The sequence below is a fragment of the Rhodococcus aerolatus genome (genome assembly GCF_054783215.1).
Genome location: NZ_BAAGQZ010000005.1, coordinates 165,258 through 184,122 on the forward strand (window position 1 = coordinate 165,258; position 18,865 = coordinate 184,122).

Genomic DNA, 18,865 nt, shown 5'->3' on the forward strand with positions numbered 1-18,865 from the left:
GCGGGCTGGGACGGCGCGGCCGCCGACGCCGCGCTGGCCGACGCCGGCCGCCAGCAGGGCGCGGTGACCACCCTCGTCGACGCCGCCGGGGAGGTGGCCGGCGCGCTGACCGACGCGCAGGCGGCCGTCGACACCGCCCGGGCGCACCTCCAGCAGCTGATCGACAGCACCACCGCGCTCGTCGACCAGGCCGTGGCCGCGGCGCCGCTGGTCGGGGTGGGCAGCCCCGTCTCGCTCGACGCGGTCCGGCTGCGGGTCGCCGGCGCCGTCGCCGCGGCGGAGGGCGAGGCCACCGGGGTCCTGGCCACGGCCCGCGCGGCGCTGGCGGCGGCCGCGGCCCGGATCAGCGGCGCCCCCACGCTCGACCCCGGCGCCCTGGCCGCGTCGCCGCTGCCCCTGGAGGGCGCGCCCACCCCGGTGGGGACGAGCCCCGCCGGCACGGGCGGGCACCCGGGCACCGGGGGGTCGGGCACCGGGGGGTCCAGCCCGGACGGTCCGGGCGCCGGCTCCGGCAGCACGGGCACGACCCTCCCCGGCGCCGGGTCGTCGGGCGGGGGCTCCTCGGGCGGGGGTTACTCCGCCGGGGGCTACCCCGGCGGGGGCTCGTCGGGCGGGGTCTACTCCGGTGGTGGTGGCGCCGGGGTGCGGACCGCCGCGCGCACGGCGCCCCCGCTGCAGCCGGGGCAGGGTGTGGACGTGGTGCTGCCCGGCGGGCGGACCGTGCAGGCCCCGAACGAGCAGGCCGCGGCGGCGGTGCGGGCGGCCATCTCCCAGCTCGGCGTCCCCTACGTGTGGGGCGGCACCACCCCCGGCAGCGGCCTCGACTGCTCCGGGCTGACGCAGTACGCCTACGCCCAGGCCGGGGTCCCCCTCCCCCGGCTGGCCCAGGAGCAGGGCATCGGCGCCCCCGTCGACCCCGGCCAGCTGCTGCCGGGCGACCTCGCCGTGTGGGACGGCCACGTCGCGATGGTCGCGGGCGACGGCATGTTCGTCGAGGCCGGGGACCCGGTGCAGCTCAGCCCGATCCGCACCGACAACATCGGCATGGGCTTCCACGGCTTCTTCCGGCCCACGGCGGGCGCGTGAGCGGCGCGGCGGCCTCGCCCGACGGCTCCGTCCGGGTCGTCACCGACGCCGGCGGGGTGCCCGAGCAGGTGGTGCTCGACAGTGCCGCGCTGCGCAGCGGCGAGCAGCAGCTGGCGGCCGAGCTGCTGGCGCTGTGCCGGCAGGCCGGGGCGCGGGCCCGGGCGGAGCTGGCCACCGCGCTCGACCGGGCCGGCCTGGACGCCCGGGCCGCCACCACCCTGGGCCTCGACGCCCCCGTCGAGTCGAGCGCCGACGCGACCGCCGCGGAGCAGCCCGAGAGCTGGCTGCGCCCGTGGTGAGGCCCGACCCGGTGGGCACCGATGCGCTGGCGGCGCGCGCCGAGGCCCGCGCGGCGGCCGTGGCCCGGACCCGGGCCGAGATCGACGCGCTCTCGGGGGTGGGCCGCTCGGCGGGTGACGTCGTCGCGGCGGAGGTCGACGGTCACGGTGAGCTCGTCGCGCTGCAGCTGGCGCCCGGGGCCACCCGGCTGCCGCCCGACGAGCTGGGCCGCCTCGTGGTCCAGGCCGCCCAGGCCGCCGCGGGCTGGGTCGACGAGCGCCGCGCCGCGCTGCTCGCGCTGCTCGAGGGCGACCACGTGGCGCAGGCCTGGGACGCCGCCGCGGGACGGCCGCCCCGCGGCTGACCCGGGCCGCCCCGGACGCCCCCGCGGCGCAACTACGCTGCGGGGCATGGCACAGGACATCGTGGCGGTCGAGCTCGGACTCACCGAGGGGGACCTCGTCACGCTGTGGGCGCCCCGGTGGCGGGAGGACGGCGAGGAGTGGGAGGCCTTCCTCGGCCACGGGGACGACCTGTACTGCTTCGACGAGGTCGCCGAGCTGGCGGCGTTCATCCGCACCGTGGACGTGCACGACCTCACCGACCACCCCGCGTGGGCCGCGGTGACGGGCCTGTCGGCGCCCGAGCTGGAGCCCGACGACGACCACCGCTACGACCTCGTCGGCCTGCCCGAGCTCGCGGCCGGGGAGCCCGAGGGCTGGGCCCTGGCCGAGCTGGCGGACTCCCTCGACGTGGTCCGCTCGCTGGCCGACGTCTGCGACCTCACCGACGTCCTCGAGATCCTCGACTCCGCCCCCGGTCTCGACCGCCTCGCCGCGGGCCCCGCCGCGTTCGTCGGCAAGGAGGGTGCCGCGCTGTGGGACGAGCTCGGCGCCGTGCTGGCCGAGAAGTGGGACACCGTCCTCGACGCCCTCGACGACGTGGTGTTCATCCCCGAGGTCGACGAGGCCGCCCTGACCACGGCCCGCGCCGAGGTCGCCGACGCGGCCGCCCAGCCCGACGCCGACGACGACGCGACCGACGACACCGGGGACGACACCGAGGGGGACGACACCGACGAGCGCGACTCCGACGTCACCGCGGCCGGCGACGAGGAGCCCGAGGGGTTCTGGGCCGAGGTCGGCATCGACCCCATCAAGGTGATCACCTCCACCGACGAGTACGTCACGCTGCGCTGCTACCTGGGTGACACCCCGGTCTTCCTCGGCTCGGACGGGCGCATCGACGTGTTCGGCTCCGAGCGCGCGCTGGCCCGCCACCTGGCCGACGCCACCGACCACGACCTCGCCGAGGTCGTCACCTTCCCCGAGGTGGCCCAGGCGGCGACCGCGGGCGAGCTCGAGGTCGAGGTGACGGCGGACAACACCTACGTGCTGCCCGGCCTGGCCGACGACATCGAGGCGGGCCCCGCCGCCATCGACCGGCTGCAGCTCGAGCTGGCCGTGGAGCTGCTGACGGACGCGGCCGACGCGGCGGACGACGACTCGGTGTCGACCGCGCTGGCCGGCTCGCAGCCGCTGGGCTGGCTGGTCACCTACGTCCTCGAGCCGGACCCCACCCGCCTCGAGCCGAGCCCGCCGTTCGCCGCGGAGGCGCAGTCCTGGCGCGAGCTCGAGACGGCGTTCGAGGCCCGGCTGCGCACCCGCTGACCCCGTCCTCCCACCACCCGGCGAGCCGGGCCAGGACGACGCCGGGGACGAGGAGGGCGAGCACCCCCGCGGGCAGCACCGGGTCGGCCCCGCCCGCGGCGAGGACGAGCCCGAGCGCGCCCCCGGCCACCAGGCCGCTGACCTGTGCCGCGAGCACCGCCCCCAACGCCCGCCCCACCGCGGCGCCCGCTCCGACGCTGTCGGCCCACCCGCGGGCGAGCAGCGCCACCGGCGCCAGCAGCGCCAGCACCAGGACGGTCGGGGCCAGCGGCGTCGTCGGGTCGGCGTGCGCCGCCGCCGCGGTCAGCGGGAGTGCAGCGCTGAGCAGGGCCCCGGCCAGCGGGGCGGGTCGCAGCAGCGGGTCCGGTCGTGTCGTCGTCACGAGGTCCACCCTGCGGGCCGCACCCCCCGGCGCACATGCGTAGGACCACGCGTCCGGGGGTGCAGGAGCGGGCTAGCCCAGCAGGACGGCGTACCCGGGCTTGATGACGTCGTCGATCACGGCGAGCCGCTCGTCGAAGGGCAGGAACGCCGACTTCATCGCGTTGATGGTGAACCGCTGCAGGTCCGACCAGCCGTAGCCGAAGGCCTCGACGAGCGCGGCCATCTCGCTGCTCATGGTGCAGTCGCTCATCAGCCGGTTGTCGGTGTTCACCGTGACCCGGAAGCGCAGCGCCGCGAGCAGGCCGAAGGGGTGCTCGGCGATCGAGGCCACCGCCCCGGTCTGCACGTTCGACGACGGGCACAGCTCGAGCGGCACCCGCAGGTCCCGGACGTAGGCCGCCAGCCGGCCCAGCTCGGGGCCGTCGTCGGCGGCGGTGATGTCGTCGACGATCCGCACGCCGTGGCCCAGCCGCTCGGCCCCGCACCACTGCAGCGCCTCGTGGATCGACGGCAGCCCGAAGGCCTCCCCCGCGTGGATCGTGAAGTGCGCGTTGGCCTGCCGCAGGTACTCGAAGGCGTCGAGGTGGCGGGTCGGGGGGTACCCCGCCTCGGCCCCGGCGATGTCGAAGCCGACCACGCCGACATCGCGGAACCGCACGGCCAGCTCGGCGATCTCGCGGGAGCGGGCGGCGTGGCGCATCGCGGTGACGAGCACCCCCACCCGGATCGGCCGGCCGCGCTGGGCGGCGGCGGACTCCCCGGCCCGGAACCCGGCCAGCACCGCCTCGACCACCTCGTCGAGGCTCAGCCCGGCCTCGGTGTGCTGCTCGGGGGCGAAGCGGGACTCCGCGTGGACCACCCCGTCGTCGGCCAGGTCCTCCGCGCACTCCTGGGCCACCCGGAACAGCGCGTCCGCGGTCTGCATGACCCCCACGGTGTGGGCGAAGGTCTCCAGGTAGCGGGGCAGCGAGCCGGAGTCGGCCGACTCCCGGAACCAGCGGGCCAGCCCGGCCTCGTCCTGGGCGGGCAGCGCGGAGTAGCCCGTCTCGTGGGCCAGCTCGAGCACGGTCGCGGGCCGCAGCCCGCCGTCGAGGTGGTCGTGCAGCAGGACCTTCGGGGCCCGGCGGATCGAGGCCAGGTCCAGCGGCGCGCTCACGCCGGCACCGCCGCACCGGCCGTGGTGACGCGGTCGAGCACCAGCGGCAGCCGGGTGCCCGGGCCGTCGACGTCGACCGCCCCGGCCAGGGCCGCGCGGGCCCCGTCGAGCCGCTGCCGGGCGTCGGCCTCGTCCACCGAGTCGCAGTGCAGCTCGAGCAGGGGCCGTCCCGCGACGACGGGGTCGCCGGGCCGGGCGAGCCAGCGCACCCCCGCCGCGGCCTGCACCGCGTCCTCCTTGCGGGCCCGGCCCGCCCCGAGCCGCCACGCGGCCAGGCCGACGTCGTAGGCGTCGAGCCGGGTCAGCGTCCCGGTGGCCGGGGCGTCGAGCGTCTCGACGTGGCGCGCGACGGGCAGCGCCGCGTCGGCGTCGCCGTCCTGGGCGGAGATCATCGCCCGCCAGGCGTCCATGGCGCGGCCGTCGTCGAGCGCGCGCTCCGGGTCGGCGTCCCCGGCGGGCTCGATGCCCACCACGGCCAGCATCTCCCGGGCCAGGGTGAGGGTGAGCTCGCGGACGTCGGCGGGCCCGCCCCCGGCGAGCACCTCCACCGACTCGGCCACCTCGAGCGCGTTGCCCGCGGTGAGCCCCAGCGGGGTGTCCATCGCGGTGAGCAGGGCGACGGTGCGCAGCCCGTGGGCCGCGCCGATGGCGACGAGGGCGTCGGCCAGCTCGCGGGCCCGCGCGGGCGTGGTCATGAACGCGCCGGAGCCGACCTTGACGTCGAGCACGAGGCCGTCGGTGCCCTCGGCGATCTTCTTGCTCATGATCGAGCTGGCGATGAGCGGGACGGACTCCACCGTGCCGGTGACGTCGCGCAGCGCGTAGAGCAGCCGGTCGGCCGGGGCCAGCGTCGGCGTGGTCGCGCACACCACGGCGCCCACGTCGCGCAGCTGGGCCACGATCTGCTCGGTGGCCAGGTCGGCGCGCCAGCCGGGGACGGCCTCGAGCTTGTCCAGCGTGCCCCCGGTGTGCCCGAGCCCGCGCCCGGAGAGCTGCGGCACGGCCGCTCCGCACGCGGCGACCAGCGGCGCGAGCGGCAGGGTGATCTTGTCGCCGACCCCGCCGGTGGAGTGCTTGTCCACCAGCGGCCGGCCGACCCCGGCGAGGTCGAGCCGCTCGCCGGAGCCGATCATCGCCGCGGTCCAGCGGGCGGTCTCGGCCGCGTCCATCCCGTTGAGCAGGATGGCCATGGCCAGGGCCGACATCTGCTCCGGGGCGACGTCGCCGCGGGTGTAGGCCGCCAGGACCCAGTCGATGGCCTCGTCGTCGAGCCGGCCCCCGTCGCGCTTGGTCCGGATGACCTCGACGGCGCTGGGGCTCACGCCTGCGCCGCGAGGTCGGCGGGGCCGAAGGCCTGCGGCAGCAGGTCGGCCAGGGTCAGCACGCCGCGCGGGGTGTCCACCAGCAGGGTGGGGGCGCCGTGCTCGGCGAGCAGCTGCCGGCACCGCCCGCACGGGGTGATGGCCCCGCCGTCGGCGTTGCAGCAGGTGAAGGCGACCAGCCTGCCCCCGCCGCTCGCCTGCAGGGCCGAGACCAGCCCGCACTCCGCGCAGAGCCCCAGCCCGTAGGAGGCGTTCTCCACGTTGCACCCGACGACGGTGCGGCCGTCGTCGACCAGCGCGGCCGCGCCGACCGGGTAGCCCGAGTACGGGGCGTAGGCGTGGGTCATGGCCTCGCGCGCGGCGGCGCGCAGCTGGTCCCACTCGACGTGCACGGTGGTCATCGTCCTTCTCCCTTGGCGAAGCGCAGCCCGACGGCGGCGGGGGGCCGCAGCCGCTGCGAGGCGAGCGCGAGGACCAGCAGCGTGGCCACGTACGGGGTGGCGGAGGTGAACTGCGGCGGCACCGCGTCGACGACGAAGTAGGTGCCCCCGACCACCACGCCGACGACGAACGCGACCGCGGCGCGCACGGCCTGCCTGCGCAGCAGCGCGACGATCGCCATGGCCACCAGCAGGCAGCCGACGAGCAGCAGCAGCGGTCGCACGTCGGCCCCGCGCAGCTGCACCGCGTCGGTGTAGCCGAACAGCAGCGAGCCCATCGCGAGCCCGCCGGGGCGCCAGTTGCCGAAGAGCATGGCGGCGAGGCCGATGTAACCGCGCCCCCCGGTCTGGCCCTCCCGGTAGATCCCGGCCGCCACCACGGCGAGGAACGCGCCACCGAGCCCGGCGAACCCGCCGGAGGCGATCACGGCCAGGTACTTCATCCGGTAGACGTCCACCCCGAGGGTCTCCGCCGCGGTGGGGTTCTCCCCGCACATCCGCAGCCGCAGGCCGAACGGCGTGCGCCACAGCACGACGTAGGACACGACGACGAGCAGCACGGCGATGACGGTCAGCGCGGAGACCCCGACGAGCAGGCCGCGCAGCACGCCCGCGACGTCGGCGACGAGGAAGACCCCGCTGCCGTCGAGCCGGTCGAGCGGGCCGGAGATGCCGGGCACCGACAGGGTGGGCAGGTTGGGGATGCGCGGGGACTGGGTGGTGCCGCCGCCGTCCTCGCCGCCGAACACGACGGTGGACAGGAAGCGCGCGACCCCGGCGCCGAGGATGTTGATGGCCACGCCGGAGACGATCTGGTCGACGCGGAAGGTCACGGTGGCCACGGCGTGCACCAGGCCGCCGAGCGCGCCGAAGACCACGGCGGCCAGCACGCCCTCCCACGGCCCGAAGGTCGAGCCGGCCCAGCCGGCCCCCCAGGTGCCGAGGATCATCATCCCCTCGAGGCCGATGTTGACCACGCCGGCACGCTCGGCCCACAGCCCGCCGAGCCCGGCCATGCCGATGGGCACGGCCAGGCCGAGCGCCGCGCTGACGGCGCCGCCCGAGGTGAGGTCGCCGGCCCCGGTGGCGGCCCGGACGACCGCGACCAGCAGCACCGCGCCGGCCACGAGCAGGTAGAGGCGGTAGCGGCCGAGGGCGGCCACCCGGGCGACCGGGCCGGTGGGCCGGGGCGCGGTGGTCGGGGCGGTGGTGCTCACGCGCTCACCGCCTCGCGGGAGGTCCCGGGCCCGTCCCCGGTGCCGGCCCCGGTGTCGGCCCGGCCCACCTCGCGCTGCTGCAGCCGCAGCCGGTAGCGGCGGACCAGCTCGTAGGCGACGACCACGGCCAGCACGATGACCCCCTGCACGATGGTGACGATCTCGGGGCTGATGCCCTGGGCCTGCAGGCCGTTCGACGAGCGCTCGAGGAACGACCACAGCAGCGCGCCGAAGGCCATCCCCACCGGGTGGTTGCGGCCGAGCAGGGCCACCGCGATGCCGGTGAAGCCGACCCCGGCGGGGAAGTCGAGCGCGTAGTTGTAGGAGGCGCCGAGCAGCTGCGGCATGCCGACCAGGCCGGCGACCCCGCCCGAGAGCAGCATCGAGACCAGGATCATCCGCTTGACGCTGACGCCCGAGGCGACGGCCGCGGTGGCCGAGCCGCCGGTGGCGCGCAGGTCGAACCCGAAGCGGGTGTAGCCCATGACGAACCAGTAGCCGACGCCGACCCCGACGGCCAGCACGACGAGGCCGTAGACGCCGCCGGGGCTGTCGGGCACCAGCGGGATCGACCCCACCCGCCCGGACTCCGGGATCTTCGCGGTGCCGATGTTGTTGCTGCCCTCGACGCGCACGCCGAGCTGCTCGGGCAGGATCAGCCAGGCGATCAGGGCGGTCGCGATGGCGTTGAGCATGATCGTGGAGATCACCTCGCTGACCCCGCGGTAGGCCTTGAGCACGGCGGCGACCCCCGCCCAGGCGGCCCCGACGACGACGGCGACCGCCATGATCACCAGCTGGTGCAGAACCGGCGGCAGCGGCAGCGCGGCGCCGACGGCGGCCGCCACCATCGCGGCGATCCGGTACTGCCCGTCGACCCCGATGTTGAACAGGTTCATCCGGAACCCGATGGCCACCGCCACCGCGGCCAGGTAGTACGTGGTGGCCGTGTTGATGGTCTGGGTCTGGATGCGGGGCAGCGCGGCGGTGTCGGCCACGGTCCGCACGGCGACCAGCGGGTCGGAGCCGGACAGGGTGACGACGAGGGCGGCCACCAGCAGCGCGATGAGCAGGGCCAGCACGGGGGCGGCGAGGGTCAGCGCCACGCGGCGCAGCAGCGCGGGGGCGCGGCTCACGGCTCGACCTCCCCGGCCCCGGTCATGGCCGCCCCCAGGTCCTCCGGGGTCACGTCGCGCGGGTCGACCTCGGCGACGAGGCGCCCGCGCAGGATGACCTGGATGCGGTCGGACGTGCCGATGAGCTCGTCGAGGTCGGCGGAGACCAGCAGCACCCCCATGCCGCGGTCCTGCGCGGCGCGGACGTGCTCCCAGATCGCGGCCTGCGCGCCCACGTCCACCCCGCGGGTCGGGTGGGCGGCGACGAGGACGACCGGCTCGTGGCTCATCTCCCGGCCCACGATGAGCTTCTGCTGGTTGCCGCCGGAGAGCGCGGACCCGGCGACGTCGATGCCCGGGGTGCGCACGTCGTAGGCGGCCACGATGCGCTCGGTGTCCGCGCGGGCGGCGCGGACGTCGAGCAGCGGGCCGCGGGAGTTCGGCCGCTGGGTCTGGTGGCCGAGCATCCGGTTCTCCCACAGCGGGGCGTCGAGCAGCATGCCCTGGCGGTGGCGGTCCTCCGGGACGAAGCCCAGGCCCGCCTCCCGACGAGCCCGGGTGGGTCGGTGGGTGAGGTCGACCAGCTCGCCGTCGGGGCCGGCCAGGGCGACCGTGCCGGTGGCCTCGCGCAGCCCGAGGACGGCGTCGACGAGCTCGGCCTGGCCGTTGCCCTCGACCCCGGCGATGCCGAGCACCTCCCCGGCGTGGACGGTGAGGCTGACGTCGTCGACCACGGGCCGGCCGTGGGAGGGCGAGGCGACGGTGACCCCGCGCAGCACGAGGACCTCCCGCCCGGTGTCCGCCCGGGGCCGGCGCGAGGGCTCCGGGAGCTCGTCGCCGACCATCATCTCGGCCAGCTCGCGGCTGGTGACGCTGCCGCCGGCCACGGTGGCCACCGTGGTGCCGCCGCGCATCACGGTGATCTCGTCGGCCACCGCGCGCACCTCGTCGAGCTTGTGGCTGATGAAGACGACGGCGAGGCCCTCCGCGGTGAGCTCGCGGAGGTTCGCGAACAGCGCGTCGACCTCCTGCGGGACGAGCACGGCCGTGGGCTCGTCGAGGATGATCGTCGTGGCGCCGCGGTAGAGGACCTTGAGGATCTCCACGCGCTGGCGGTCGCCGACCCCGAGGTCGCCCACGAGGGCGCCGGTGTCCAGGCCGAGGCCGTAGCGCCGGCCGAGCTCGTCGATGCGGGTGCGGGCGCGGTCGCCGATGCCCGCGACCTTCTCGGCCCCGATGACGACGTTCTCCAGCACGGTGAGGTTGTCGGCCAGCATGAAGTGCTGGTGGACCATGCCGATACCCGCGGCGATGGCGTCGGCCGGGGACGCCAGCCGGGTGGGCCGGCCGGCGACGAGGACCGTGCCCTCGTCGGGCTTCTGCATCCCGTAGAGGATCTTCATCAGGGTGGACTTGCCCGCGCCGTTCTCCCCCACCAGCGCGTGCACGCGGCCCGCGCGGACGGCCAGGTCGACGTCGCGGTTGGCCACGACGCCGGGGAACCGCTTGGTGATGCCGCGCAGCTCGACGGCGGCGGGGCCGCCGTCGGGGTCCGGCTCGGCCGGGCGGGGGTCGGTGAGGTCGGGTCGCGCGCTGATGGTGGGGCCTCCGGGGTGGTCCGGGCGGGTGGGCCGGGCGCACCGGGGCCCGGGGGGTGGTGCGCACCCCCCGGGCCCCGGTTCAAGCAGCTGTGTCCCGGCGGGCCGGTCAGACGGTCGTGGGGACCGTGATCTGCCCGCTCTGGATCTGCTGGGAGAACATGTCGAGCTGGGGGACGATGTCGTCGACCTTGCCACCCGAGGTGGAGTACGCGACACCCCCGTTGGCGAGGTCGTAGGTCGTCACGCCGGCCTTGACCGTGCCGTCGCTGACCGCCTTGACGAAGTCGAGCACGCCGACGTTCACGTTCTTCACCATCGAGGTGAGGATGACGTCGCGGACCGACGGGTCGGCCGTCTTGTACTGGTCGGAGTCCACGCCGATGGCCAGCGAGCCCGGCTTGGCCGCGACGGCCTCGAAGACGCCGGCCCCGGAGCCGCCCGCCGCCTGGTAGATCACGTCGGCGCCCTGGTCGAGCAGGCCCTGCGCGGCCGTGCGGCCCTTCGACGGGTCGGAGAACCCGGTGAAGTCCGGCGGCTGGGTCAGGTACTGCGTGACGACCCTGGTGCCGGGCTTGGCGGCCTCCACACCGGCCTTGTAGCCGGCCTCGAACTTCTCGATCAGCGGCGTCTGGACGCCCCCGACGAAGCCGACGGTGCCCGAGGTGGTCTTCAGCGCGGCGGCCGCGCCGACCAGGAACGAGCCCTGCTCCTCGGCGAAGACGATGTTGGTCAGGTTCGGGGCCTGGGCGGCCGCGTCGTCGACGATCGCGAAGTCGATGTCGGGGTACTCCCCGGCGACCGTGGTCACCGGCTCGGAGTAGGCGAACCCGACGGCGATGATGGCCGTGGCCCCACCGTCGGCCAGGGTCCGCAGCCGCTCCGCCTTGTCGGCGTCGGACTCGCCCTGGGTCGCCTCGAGCTCGCTGACCTCGACACCCAGGCTCGACTTCGCCTCGTCCAGGCCGGCCGCGGCGGAGTCGTTGAACGACTGGTCGCCCCGGCCCCCGATGTCGTAGGCCAGGCCGACCTTGAGCGGCCCGCCCGACCCCGAGCTGCTGCTGTCGTTGGAATCGACCCCACCACCGCAGGCGCTGAGCACCAGCGTGGTCGCCGCCAGTCCGGCCACGAGCAGGGATCCGCGCACTCGACGCACTCTGCTTCTCCTCTCGACACGCACCGGACGCGACGACCGATCCTCGCGGACCGACGTCGTCGTCGGTGCGGGCCTGGTCCCGTCGCGTCCCGGGTGCGCCCGGTGTGCCCGCGCACCGCCCGTGGTGGGCGGCGCCGGAGACGTGCACCCGGGTGCCAGGACCGTACTGGGCCCCGGCGGCCCCACCCACGACCTCGACCACTCCGTGATCGTTTCGTGGCCTCGGCCCGCCGAGCCGGGGGTCGCTTGTCTGCAACCTCACACGGGCGTGCCGCCCCCGTGGGGTGGGGATACGATCTGCGGACCGGGTCGGACCTGCGTGACGCACCAGCACGCGCGGCGGGCGCGTCCCCCGGTGCGCCGGCGGTCGGGGGGCGTGAGCACCCTCGGGCACCGACGCCCACCAGCGATGTTGGAGGCTCTTCGACGCCATGGCAAGCACCACTGCAGCCGCCCCCGAGGCGCGGCGCACCCGCTCCCTGTACCGGGGCGACCCGGGCATGTGGTCCTGGGTCGCGCACCGCATCACCGGGGTGTCGGTCTTCTTCTTCCTGTTCGTCCACGTGCTCGACACCGCCCTCGTGCGGGTGTCGCCGGAGGCCTACGACCAGGTCATCGACACCTACAAGAACCCGGTGGTCGGGCTCATGGAGCTCGGCCTCGTCGCGGCCGTGCTCTACCACGCCCTCAACGGCGTCCGGGTCATGCTCGTCGACTTCTGGGCCCAGGGTCCGCGCTACCAGCGCCAGATGCTGTGGGCGATCCTCGGCATCTGGGTCGTGGTGATGGTTCCCGCGGCCGTCCGCATGCTCATGCACACCTTCGGGGGTTAGCACCGTGGCCACCACCACCGACCGTCCGGCCTCCATGGCCGCACCCCGCTCGTCCCGCTCGGCCGGGCGCAGCGGCAACTTCGAGCTCTACTCGTGGCTGTTCATGCGCCTGTCGGGCCTCGTGCTCGTGGTGCTCGTGCTGGGCCACATGACGATCATGCTGCTCCTCGACGACGGGGTGCAGCGCATCAACTTCGCCTTCGTCGCCGGCCGCTGGGCCAGCCCGTTCTGGCAGTTCTGGGACCTGTCGATGCTGTGGCTCGCCCAGCTCCACGGCGGCAACGGCCTGCGGACCGTCATCAACGACTACGCCCGCAAGGACTCGACCCGCTTCTGGCTGACCACGCTGCTGGTCGCGTCCATGCTGCTGATCGTGGGGCTCGGCACCTACGTGATCTTCACCTTCGACCCCAGCATCACGGCCTGACCGAGCCGTTCCGCACAACCCGTACCGAGGAGCTGAGCAACGTGCAGGAGCACCGCTACGACGTCGTGATCGTGGGGGCCGGCGGGGCGGGCATGCGTGCCGCCATCGAGTCGGGCCCCAAGGCGCGCACCGCCGTGCTGACCAAGCTGTACCCGACCCGGTCCCACACCGGCGCGGCCCAGGGCGGCATGTGCGCCGCCCTGGCCAACGTCGAGGAGGACAACTGGGAGTGGCACACCTTCGACACCGTCAAGGGTGGTGACTACCTGGTCGACCAGGACGCCGCCGAGATCATGGCCAAGGAGGCCATCGACGCGGTGCTCGACCTGGAGAAGATGGGCCTGCCGTTCAACCGCACGCCCGAGGGCAAGATCGACCAGCGCCGCTTCGGCGGGCACACCCGCAACCACGGCGAGGCCGCCGTGCGTCGGGCCTGCTACGCCGCGGACCGCACCGGCCACATGATCCTGCAGACGCTGTACCAGAACTGCGTCAAGCAGGGCGTCGAGTTCTACAACGAGTTCTACGCGCTGGACATCGCGCTGACCGACACCCCCGAGGGCAAGGTCGCCACCGGCGTCATCTGCTACGAGATGGCCACCGGCGAGCTGCACGTCTTCCACGCGAAGTCGATCGTCTTCGCCACCGGCGGCTCGGGCCGGATCTTCAAGACCACGTCCAACGCCCACACCCTGACCGGTGACGGCATGAGCATCATCTTCCGCAAGGGCCTGCCGCTGGAGGACATGGAGTTCCACCAGTTCCACCCGACGGGCCTGGCCGGCCTGGGCATCCTCATCTCCGAGGCGGTCCGCGGCGAGGGCGGCATCCTGCGCAACGCCGACGGCGAGCGGTTCATGGAGCGCTACGCCCCCACCATCAAGGACCTCGCGCCGCGCGACATCGTCGCCCGGTCGATGGTGCTCGAGGTGCTCGAGGGCCGCGGGGCCGGCCCGAACAAGGACTACGTCTACATCGACGTGACGCACCTGGGCCGGGAGGTGCTGGAGGAGAAGCTCCCCGACATCACCGAGTTCTCGCGCACCTACCTCGGGGTGGACCCGCTCACCGAGCTCGTCCCGGTCTACCCCACCTGCCACTACGTCATGGGCGGCATCCCGACGACGATCCGCGGCGAGGTGCTGGCGGACAACGACACGATCGTCAAGGGCCTCTACGCCGCCGGCGAGTGCGCCTGCGTCTCGGTGCACGGCTCGAACCGGCTGGGCACCAACAGCCTGCTCGACATCAACGTCTTCGGCCGTCGCGCCGGGATGGCCGCCGCCGAGCACGCCAACTCCGTCGAGTTCACCGAGATGCCGGCGGAGCCGACCAAGATGGTCGAGGACTGGCTCGAGCTGGTGCTCTCCGAGCACGGCCACGAGCGCGTCGCCGACATCCGCACCGAGCTGCAGCAGTCGATGGACAACAACGCCTCGGTGTTCCGCACCGAGGAGACGCTGAAGCAGGCGCTGACCGACGTGCAGGCGCTCAAGGAGCGCTACGGCCGGATCACGGTGCAGGACAAGGGCAAGCGGTACAACACCGACATGCTCGAGGCCCTCGAGCTCGGCTTCCTGCTCGAGATGGCCGAGGTCACCGTGCAGGGCGCGCTGAACCGCAAGGAGTCCCGCGGCGGGCACGCCCGGGAGGACTACCCCGACCGCGACGACGTCAACTACATGCGCCACACCATGGCCTACAAGCAGGGCGACGGGCTCATGTCCGACATCCGGCTGGACTGGAAGCCGGTGGTGCAGACCCGCTACGAGCCCATGGAGCGCAAGTACTGATGGCCGACGCCAGCACGCCCGAGACCACCCCGGAGTCGGCGACCGACGAGTCGAGCACCGACGAGACGTCCGCCGACGCCAACCCGTCCGACGAGTCGGTGGCGGACCGCTCCACGATCGACCAGATCACCCCGGACGACCCGTCGACCACCTCGGACGCGGTCCGCGCGCCGAGCGAGTCCACCGGGGAGCAGCCGTTGCCCCCGGTGCCCGACGAGGCCACCATGATCACGCTCAAGATCCGGCGCTTCGACGCCGGCTCGGGCGAGGAGGCGTCCTGGGACAGCTTCGCCGTGCCGGCGCTGAAGACCGACCGCCTGCTCAACCTGCTGCACTACGTCAAGTGGTACCTCGACGGCACCCTGTCCTTCCGCCGCTCGTGCGCGCACGGGGTCTGCGGCTCGGACGCGATGCGCATCAACGGGGTCAACCGGCTGGCCTGCAAGGTCCTCATGCGCGACATGCTGGACAAGGGCTCCGACACCACGATCACGATCGAGCCGATCCGCGGCCTGCCCGTGGAGAAGGACCTCATCGTCGACATGGAGCCGTTCTTCGACGCCTACCGGGCGGTCAAGCCGTTCCTCATGACGTCGGGCAACTCCCCCACCCGGGAGCGCATCCAGTCGGCCGCCGACCGGCACCGCTTCGACGACACCACCAAGTGCATCCTCTGCGCCTGCTGCACCACGTCGTGCCCGGTCTACTGGTCCGACGGCAGCTACTTCGGCCCGGCGGCGATCGTCAACGCGCACCGCTTCATCTTCGACAGCCGTGACGAGGGTGCCGAGGAGCGCCTCGACATCCTCAACGACAAGGAGGGGGTGTGGCGCTGCCGCACCACCTTCAACTGCACCGACTCCTGCCCCCGCGGCATCCAGGTGACCAAGGCGATCCAGGAGGTCAAGCGCGCGTTGCTGTTCGCGCGCTGACCCCCGGTGCGGCCCCGCTAGGGTCGTGCCCCGTGCCCCTGCGTCGACTGCTGCTCCCCCTCGTGCTGCTGGGGGCGGTGGTCCTCGCGGGGGCACCGGTGTCCCTGGCCCAGCCGCCGGCGCCCCCCGTCACGCCGACCGCGCCGCCCACCACAACGCCGAACACCGACGCGTGCCCGTACGCGACGGTGCCCGCGCCGCCGACCGACGCCTCCGAGGTGCCCGCCCCGGGGCAGACCGTGCCTCCCCCGGTGCCGGTGCAGGACCCCCCGACCGGCGGGCTGGGGACCTGCGGGGTGGACGTGCCCGCCGGCGCCCCGCCCGTCCCCGCCGGGCTCACGGCCTCCGGCTGGGTGGTGGTCGACCTGGACTCCGGTGCGGTGCTGGGGGCCAAGGACCCGCACGGCCGCTACCGGCCCGCCAGCACCATCAAGCTCCTCACCGCCTCGCTGGCCCTGTCCCGGCTCGACCTCGACACGGTGGTCACCGGCACCCAGGCCGACGCGGACGTGGAGGGCAGCGAGGTCGGCATCGGCCCGGGCGGGCGCTACACCGTCCGGGACCTGGTGCTCGGCCTGCTGCTCGCCTCGGGCAACGACGCCGCCCACGCGCTGGCGGTGCAGCTCGGCGGGGTGGACGAGACGGTGGCCGCGGCCAACGAGCTCGCCCGGTCGCTGGGCTCGACCGACACCCGGGTGGTCACCCCGTCGGGCCTGGACGCGCCGGGCACGTCGACCTCGCCGTACGACCTGGCGCTGTTCCTGCGCCACGCGCTGACGGTGCCCGGCTTCGCCGAGCTGAACCGCACCCGGGAGACCCTGTTCCCCGGCTACGCCGACAAGCCGCCGTTCCTGGTGGCCAACGACAACCAGCTGGTGCTCGACTACCCGGGGGTGCTGGGGGCGAAGAACGGCTTCACCGACGACGCGCGGCAGACCTTCGCCGGGGCGGCCGAGCGGGGTGGGCGCCGGCTGGCGGTGACCCTCATGCGGGGGGAGCGTGCCCCGCTGGTGCCCGTGGCGCAGGCCGCCGCGCTGCTCGACTGGGGCTTCAGTCTGCCCGCCGGCACCGCGCCCGTCGGCACGCTCGTCGACGGCCCGCCCGCCGCCGCTGCCGCTCCCACGACGACCCCGCAGCCGACCGTGACCCCGACCCCGACCCCGACCGCCTCCGCGGCCGCCGCGTCCGGGGTGCGGGACGACGCACCGGCCGCCGCCCGCAGCGGGGCGACCGTGCTCGCGCTGCTGCTGGCCGGCGCCGCGGTGGTGCTCGTCGTCGCGGCCGTCCTCCTGCGCCGCCGGCGACGCAGCCGGGTCAGCGGCGGCGACGCCGCCAGGTGAGCCCGAGCACGGCCGCCGCCCCCGCGCCGAGCAGCGCCAGCGCCCCGGCGGGCCCGGTACTGCCGCCCACCCGCACCCGGGTGATGACCACCGCCGGACCGGGCACCGGCACCGTGGCCTGGTCGAGGCTCTCCTGCGTCGTCGCCGCCCACGCGGTGGCGAAGATGAGCACGCGGGAGAAGAAGAACACCAGCACGAGGATGCCCAGCACCGGGCCGAACAGGCTGAACGCGGGGTTGTTGGTGACGGAGGAGAAGTAGAGCCCACCGAACTGCTTGAACACCTCGAACACCAGCGCCGCGAGCAGCGCCGCCCGCACCGCGGACCGGGTCGGCACGGGCTCGCGCGGCAGCTTGGCGATGACCCAGGTGAAGATCAGCCAGCTGGTGGCGACGCTGAGCACGATGGCCACGACCCGGGTCACCAGGAAGGCCCCGGGCACCGCCTCGAGGTTGACCAGGTCGAGCACGAACGACGTGCCGGCGCCGCCGATCGTCGAGAGTCCCACCGAGACGACCAGGGCCAGGAACAGCCCGACAAGGGCGAGCAGGTCCACGGCCTTCTTCTTGACGAACCCCGTGTCGTCCTCGTGCTGCTCCCACTGCGCGGTGAGCGCCTCCCGGATGTTCGACATCCACCCCAGCCCGGAGTACAGCGCCAGCACGAGGCCGATGATGCCGACGCTGTTCTTGCGGTCCACCGCGGTGGTGACCAGGTCGCTGACGATCTGCTTCAGGCTGTCGGGGACCGACGTGGCCACCTTGTCCTGCACCTGGGTGAGCAGGTCCTGGTTGCCGGCGAGCACGAACCCGAAGGCGGCGAAGGCGACCATGACGATGGGGACGAGGGCCAGCACCGTGTAGTAGGTGATGCCGGCGGCGAAGTAGTCGCCCTTGTTGTCGGTGTAGCGCCCGCCGGCGCGCACGAGGTGGTCCAGCCAGGGCCGGGCCTCGCGCTGCCGGTCCAGGAACGACGGCTCGCCCGGGTCGGTGGCCCCGTGCTCCACCGTGGTCCGCTCGCGGCGGCCGGTGCGCTCGAGCTCGGGCGCGGCCAGCCGGCGCTGCGGGCCCCCGGGGGCGGTCACGCCGGCACCCCGGCGGTGACGGGCGCGAGGAAGCCGACCCGGTCGTAGACGTCGGCGAGGGTGCGCGCGGCGACCTCGCGGGCCCGGGCGGCGCCGCGGGCGAGCACCGCGTCGAGCTCGGCCGGGTCGTCGAGGTGGCTCGCGACGGTGTCGCGCAGGGGCGTGACGAGGTCCGTGACCACCTCGGCCACCTCCTTCTTCAGGTCGCCGTAGCCGCGCCCGGCGAAGCGCTGCTCCAGCTCGGGCACGGGGGTGCCCGAGAGCGCGGCGTGGATGGTCAGCAGGTTCGACACCCCGGGCTTGGCCTCGGCGTCGAAGAGCACGTCACGGCCGGTGTCGGTGACCGCGGAGCGGATCTTCTTCGCCGAGACGCGGGGCTCGTCGAGCAGGTCGACGATGCCGGCGGGGCTCGAGGCGGACTTGCTCATCTTCGACCCCGGCTCCTGCAGGTCGTAGATCTTGGCCGTGCCGGTGACGATGTGCGGCTCGGGCACCACGAAGGTGTCCCCGTACCGGCCGTTGAACCGGGTGGCGAGGTCCCGGGTCAGCTCGAGGTGCTGGCGCTGGTCCTCCCCGACCGGGACGCGGTGCGCCTGGTACAGCAGGATGTCCGCGGCCTGCAGCACCGGGTAGGTGAACAGCCCCACGGTCGTGCGGTCGCGACCCTGCTTGTCGGACTTGTCCTTGAACTGGGTCATCCGCGCGGCCTCGCCGAACCCCGTCAGGCAGCTCAGCACCCAGGCGAGCTGGGCGTGCTCGGGCACCTGGCTCTGCACGAACAGGGTGCACCGCTGCGGGTCGACGCCGAGGGCAAGGAGCTGGGCGGCCGCGACCCGGGTGCGGCGGCGCAGCACGGCCGGGTCCTGCTCGACGGTGATCGCGTGCAGGTCGACGACGCAGTAGAACGCGTCGTGGTCGTCCTGCAGGGCCACCCACTGCCGGAGCGCCCCCAGGTAGTTGCCGAGGTGGAAGGAGTCGGCGGTCGGCTGGATGCCGGACAGGACACGGGCGCGCATGGCCCGATCCTGTCACG

At 74.4% G+C, this 18,865-nt stretch carries 19 protein-coding genes; 9 read left to right on the forward strand and 10 right to left on the reverse strand.

Features of this window, described 5'->3' with window-relative positions; genetic code table 11:
- The 4 genes from ACYVOF_RS04160 to ACYVOF_RS04175 all read left to right on the forward strand — a co-directional run.
- On the forward strand, positions 1 to 1,086 hold a 1,086-nt coding region (locus ACYVOF_RS04160), incomplete at its 5' end, for a C40 family peptidase (RefSeq protein WP_460864250.1).
- Positions 1,083 to 1,385 (forward strand): hypothetical protein, encoded by a 303-nt coding sequence (locus ACYVOF_RS04165; RefSeq protein WP_460864251.1) that lies wholly within the window; start codon positions 1,083 to 1,085, stop codon positions 1,383 to 1,385. The genes ACYVOF_RS04160 and ACYVOF_RS04165, both read left to right, overlap by 4 nt.
- Positions 1,379 to 1,729: a YbaB/EbfC family nucleoid-associated protein gene (locus tag ACYVOF_RS04170; protein ID WP_460864252.1), complete on the forward strand. Its 351-nt coding sequence runs from the start codon at positions 1,379 to 1,381 to the stop codon at positions 1,727 to 1,729. Before ACYVOF_RS04165 ends, ACYVOF_RS04170 begins: the two co-directional genes overlap by 7 nt.
- A gap of 46 nt (positions 1,730 to 1,775) precedes the next feature.
- Entirely contained in the window at positions 1,776 to 3,035 is a 1,260-nt protein-coding gene (locus ACYVOF_RS04175; protein ID WP_460864253.1) for a primosomal protein, read from the forward strand.
- Here ACYVOF_RS04175 and ACYVOF_RS04180 read toward each other — a convergent pair.
- The 8 genes from ACYVOF_RS04180 to ACYVOF_RS04215 form a co-directional block, all read right to left on the reverse strand.
- Entirely contained in the window at positions 2,917 to 3,417 is a 501-nt protein-coding gene (locus ACYVOF_RS04180; RefSeq protein WP_460864254.1) for a hypothetical protein, read from the reverse strand. The genes ACYVOF_RS04175 and ACYVOF_RS04180 overlap by 119 nt on opposite strands.
- A gap of 72 nt (positions 3,418 to 3,489) precedes the next feature.
- On the reverse strand, positions 3,490 to 4,575 hold the full coding sequence (locus ACYVOF_RS04185) for an adenosine deaminase (RefSeq protein WP_460864255.1): 1,086 nt from the start codon (positions 4,573 to 4,575) through the stop codon (positions 3,490 to 3,492).
- On the reverse strand, positions 4,572 to 5,897 hold the full coding sequence (locus tag ACYVOF_RS04190; protein WP_460864256.1) for a thymidine phosphorylase: 1,326 nt from the start codon (positions 5,895 to 5,897) through the stop codon (positions 4,572 to 4,574). Before ACYVOF_RS04190 ends, ACYVOF_RS04185 begins: the two co-directional genes overlap by 4 nt.
- Positions 5,894 to 6,298, reverse strand: coding sequence for a cytidine deaminase (locus ACYVOF_RS04195; protein ID WP_460864257.1), 405 nt, complete (start codon positions 6,296 to 6,298; stop codon positions 5,894 to 5,896). The genes ACYVOF_RS04190 and ACYVOF_RS04195 overlap by 4 nt, the downstream gene beginning before the upstream one ends.
- Entirely contained in the window at positions 6,295 to 7,554 is a 1,260-nt protein-coding gene (locus tag ACYVOF_RS04200) for an ABC transporter permease (protein WP_460864258.1), read from the reverse strand. The genes ACYVOF_RS04195 and ACYVOF_RS04200 overlap by 4 nt, the downstream gene beginning before the upstream one ends.
- The gene (locus ACYVOF_RS04205) at positions 7,551 to 8,690 is read right to left on the reverse strand and encodes an ABC transporter permease (RefSeq protein ID WP_460864259.1); all 1,140 of its coding nucleotides are present in this window, start codon (positions 8,688 to 8,690) and stop codon (positions 7,551 to 7,553) included. Before ACYVOF_RS04205 ends, ACYVOF_RS04200 begins: the two co-directional genes overlap by 4 nt.
- Positions 8,687 to 10,159, reverse strand: coding sequence for an ABC transporter ATP-binding protein (locus ACYVOF_RS04210; protein WP_460864260.1), 1,473 nt, complete (start codon positions 10,157 to 10,159; stop codon positions 8,687 to 8,689). Before ACYVOF_RS04210 ends, ACYVOF_RS04205 begins: the two co-directional genes overlap by 4 nt.
- 217 nt (positions 10,160 to 10,376) lie before the next feature.
- Positions 10,377 to 11,414 (reverse strand): BMP family lipoprotein, encoded by a 1,038-nt coding sequence (locus ACYVOF_RS04215; protein ID WP_460864261.1) that lies wholly within the window; start codon positions 11,412 to 11,414, stop codon positions 10,377 to 10,379.
- A gap of 440 nt (positions 11,415 to 11,854) precedes the next feature.
- Here ACYVOF_RS04215 and sdhC point away from each other — a divergent pair, with 440 nt between their 5' ends.
- The 5 genes from sdhC to ACYVOF_RS04240 all read left to right on the forward strand — a co-directional run bounded on the left by sdhC (position 11,855) and on the right by ACYVOF_RS04240 (position 16,748).
- Positions 11,855 to 12,256, forward strand: coding sequence for a succinate dehydrogenase, cytochrome b556 subunit (gene sdhC, locus ACYVOF_RS04220; protein ID WP_460864262.1), 402 nt, complete (start codon positions 11,855 to 11,857; stop codon positions 12,254 to 12,256).
- A 34-nt stretch (positions 12,257 to 12,290) separates the two neighbouring features.
- Positions 12,291 to 12,683, forward strand: a complete 393-nt coding sequence (locus ACYVOF_RS04225) for a succinate dehydrogenase hydrophobic membrane anchor subunit (protein ID WP_460864301.1) — start codon at positions 12,291 to 12,293, stop codon at positions 12,681 to 12,683.
- A 41-nt stretch (positions 12,684 to 12,724) separates the two neighbouring features.
- The gene (sdhA, locus tag ACYVOF_RS04230; RefSeq protein ID WP_460864263.1) at positions 12,725 to 14,476 is read left to right on the forward strand and encodes a succinate dehydrogenase flavoprotein subunit; all 1,752 of its coding nucleotides are present in this window, start codon (positions 12,725 to 12,727) and stop codon (positions 14,474 to 14,476) included.
- Positions 14,477 to 14,700: 224 nt separating this feature from the next.
- Positions 14,701 to 15,408: a succinate dehydrogenase iron-sulfur subunit gene (locus ACYVOF_RS04235; RefSeq protein WP_460864302.1), complete on the forward strand. Its 708-nt coding sequence runs from the start codon at positions 14,701 to 14,703 to the stop codon at positions 15,406 to 15,408.
- Between the two features lie 32 nt (positions 15,409 to 15,440).
- On the forward strand, positions 15,441 to 16,748 hold the full coding sequence (locus tag ACYVOF_RS04240) for a D-alanyl-D-alanine carboxypeptidase family protein (RefSeq protein ID WP_460864264.1): 1,308 nt from the start codon (positions 15,441 to 15,443) through the stop codon (positions 16,746 to 16,748).
- Here the strand turns inward: ACYVOF_RS04240 and yhjD are convergent.
- Positions 16,723 to 17,832 carry an inner membrane protein YhjD gene (yhjD, locus tag ACYVOF_RS04245; protein ID WP_460864265.1) on the reverse strand — a complete coding sequence of 370 codons (1,110 nt, stop codon included), beginning with the start codon at positions 17,830 to 17,832 and terminating at the stop codon, positions 16,723 to 16,725. The genes ACYVOF_RS04240 and yhjD overlap by 26 nt on opposite strands.
- A complete protein-coding gene (gene trpS / locus ACYVOF_RS04250; RefSeq protein WP_460864266.1) occupies positions 17,829 to 18,848 on the reverse strand; it encodes a tryptophan--tRNA ligase in 1,020 nt (339 codons plus the stop codon). Before trpS ends, yhjD begins: the two co-directional genes overlap by 4 nt.
- Positions 18,849 to 18,865: the final 17 nt, after the last annotated feature.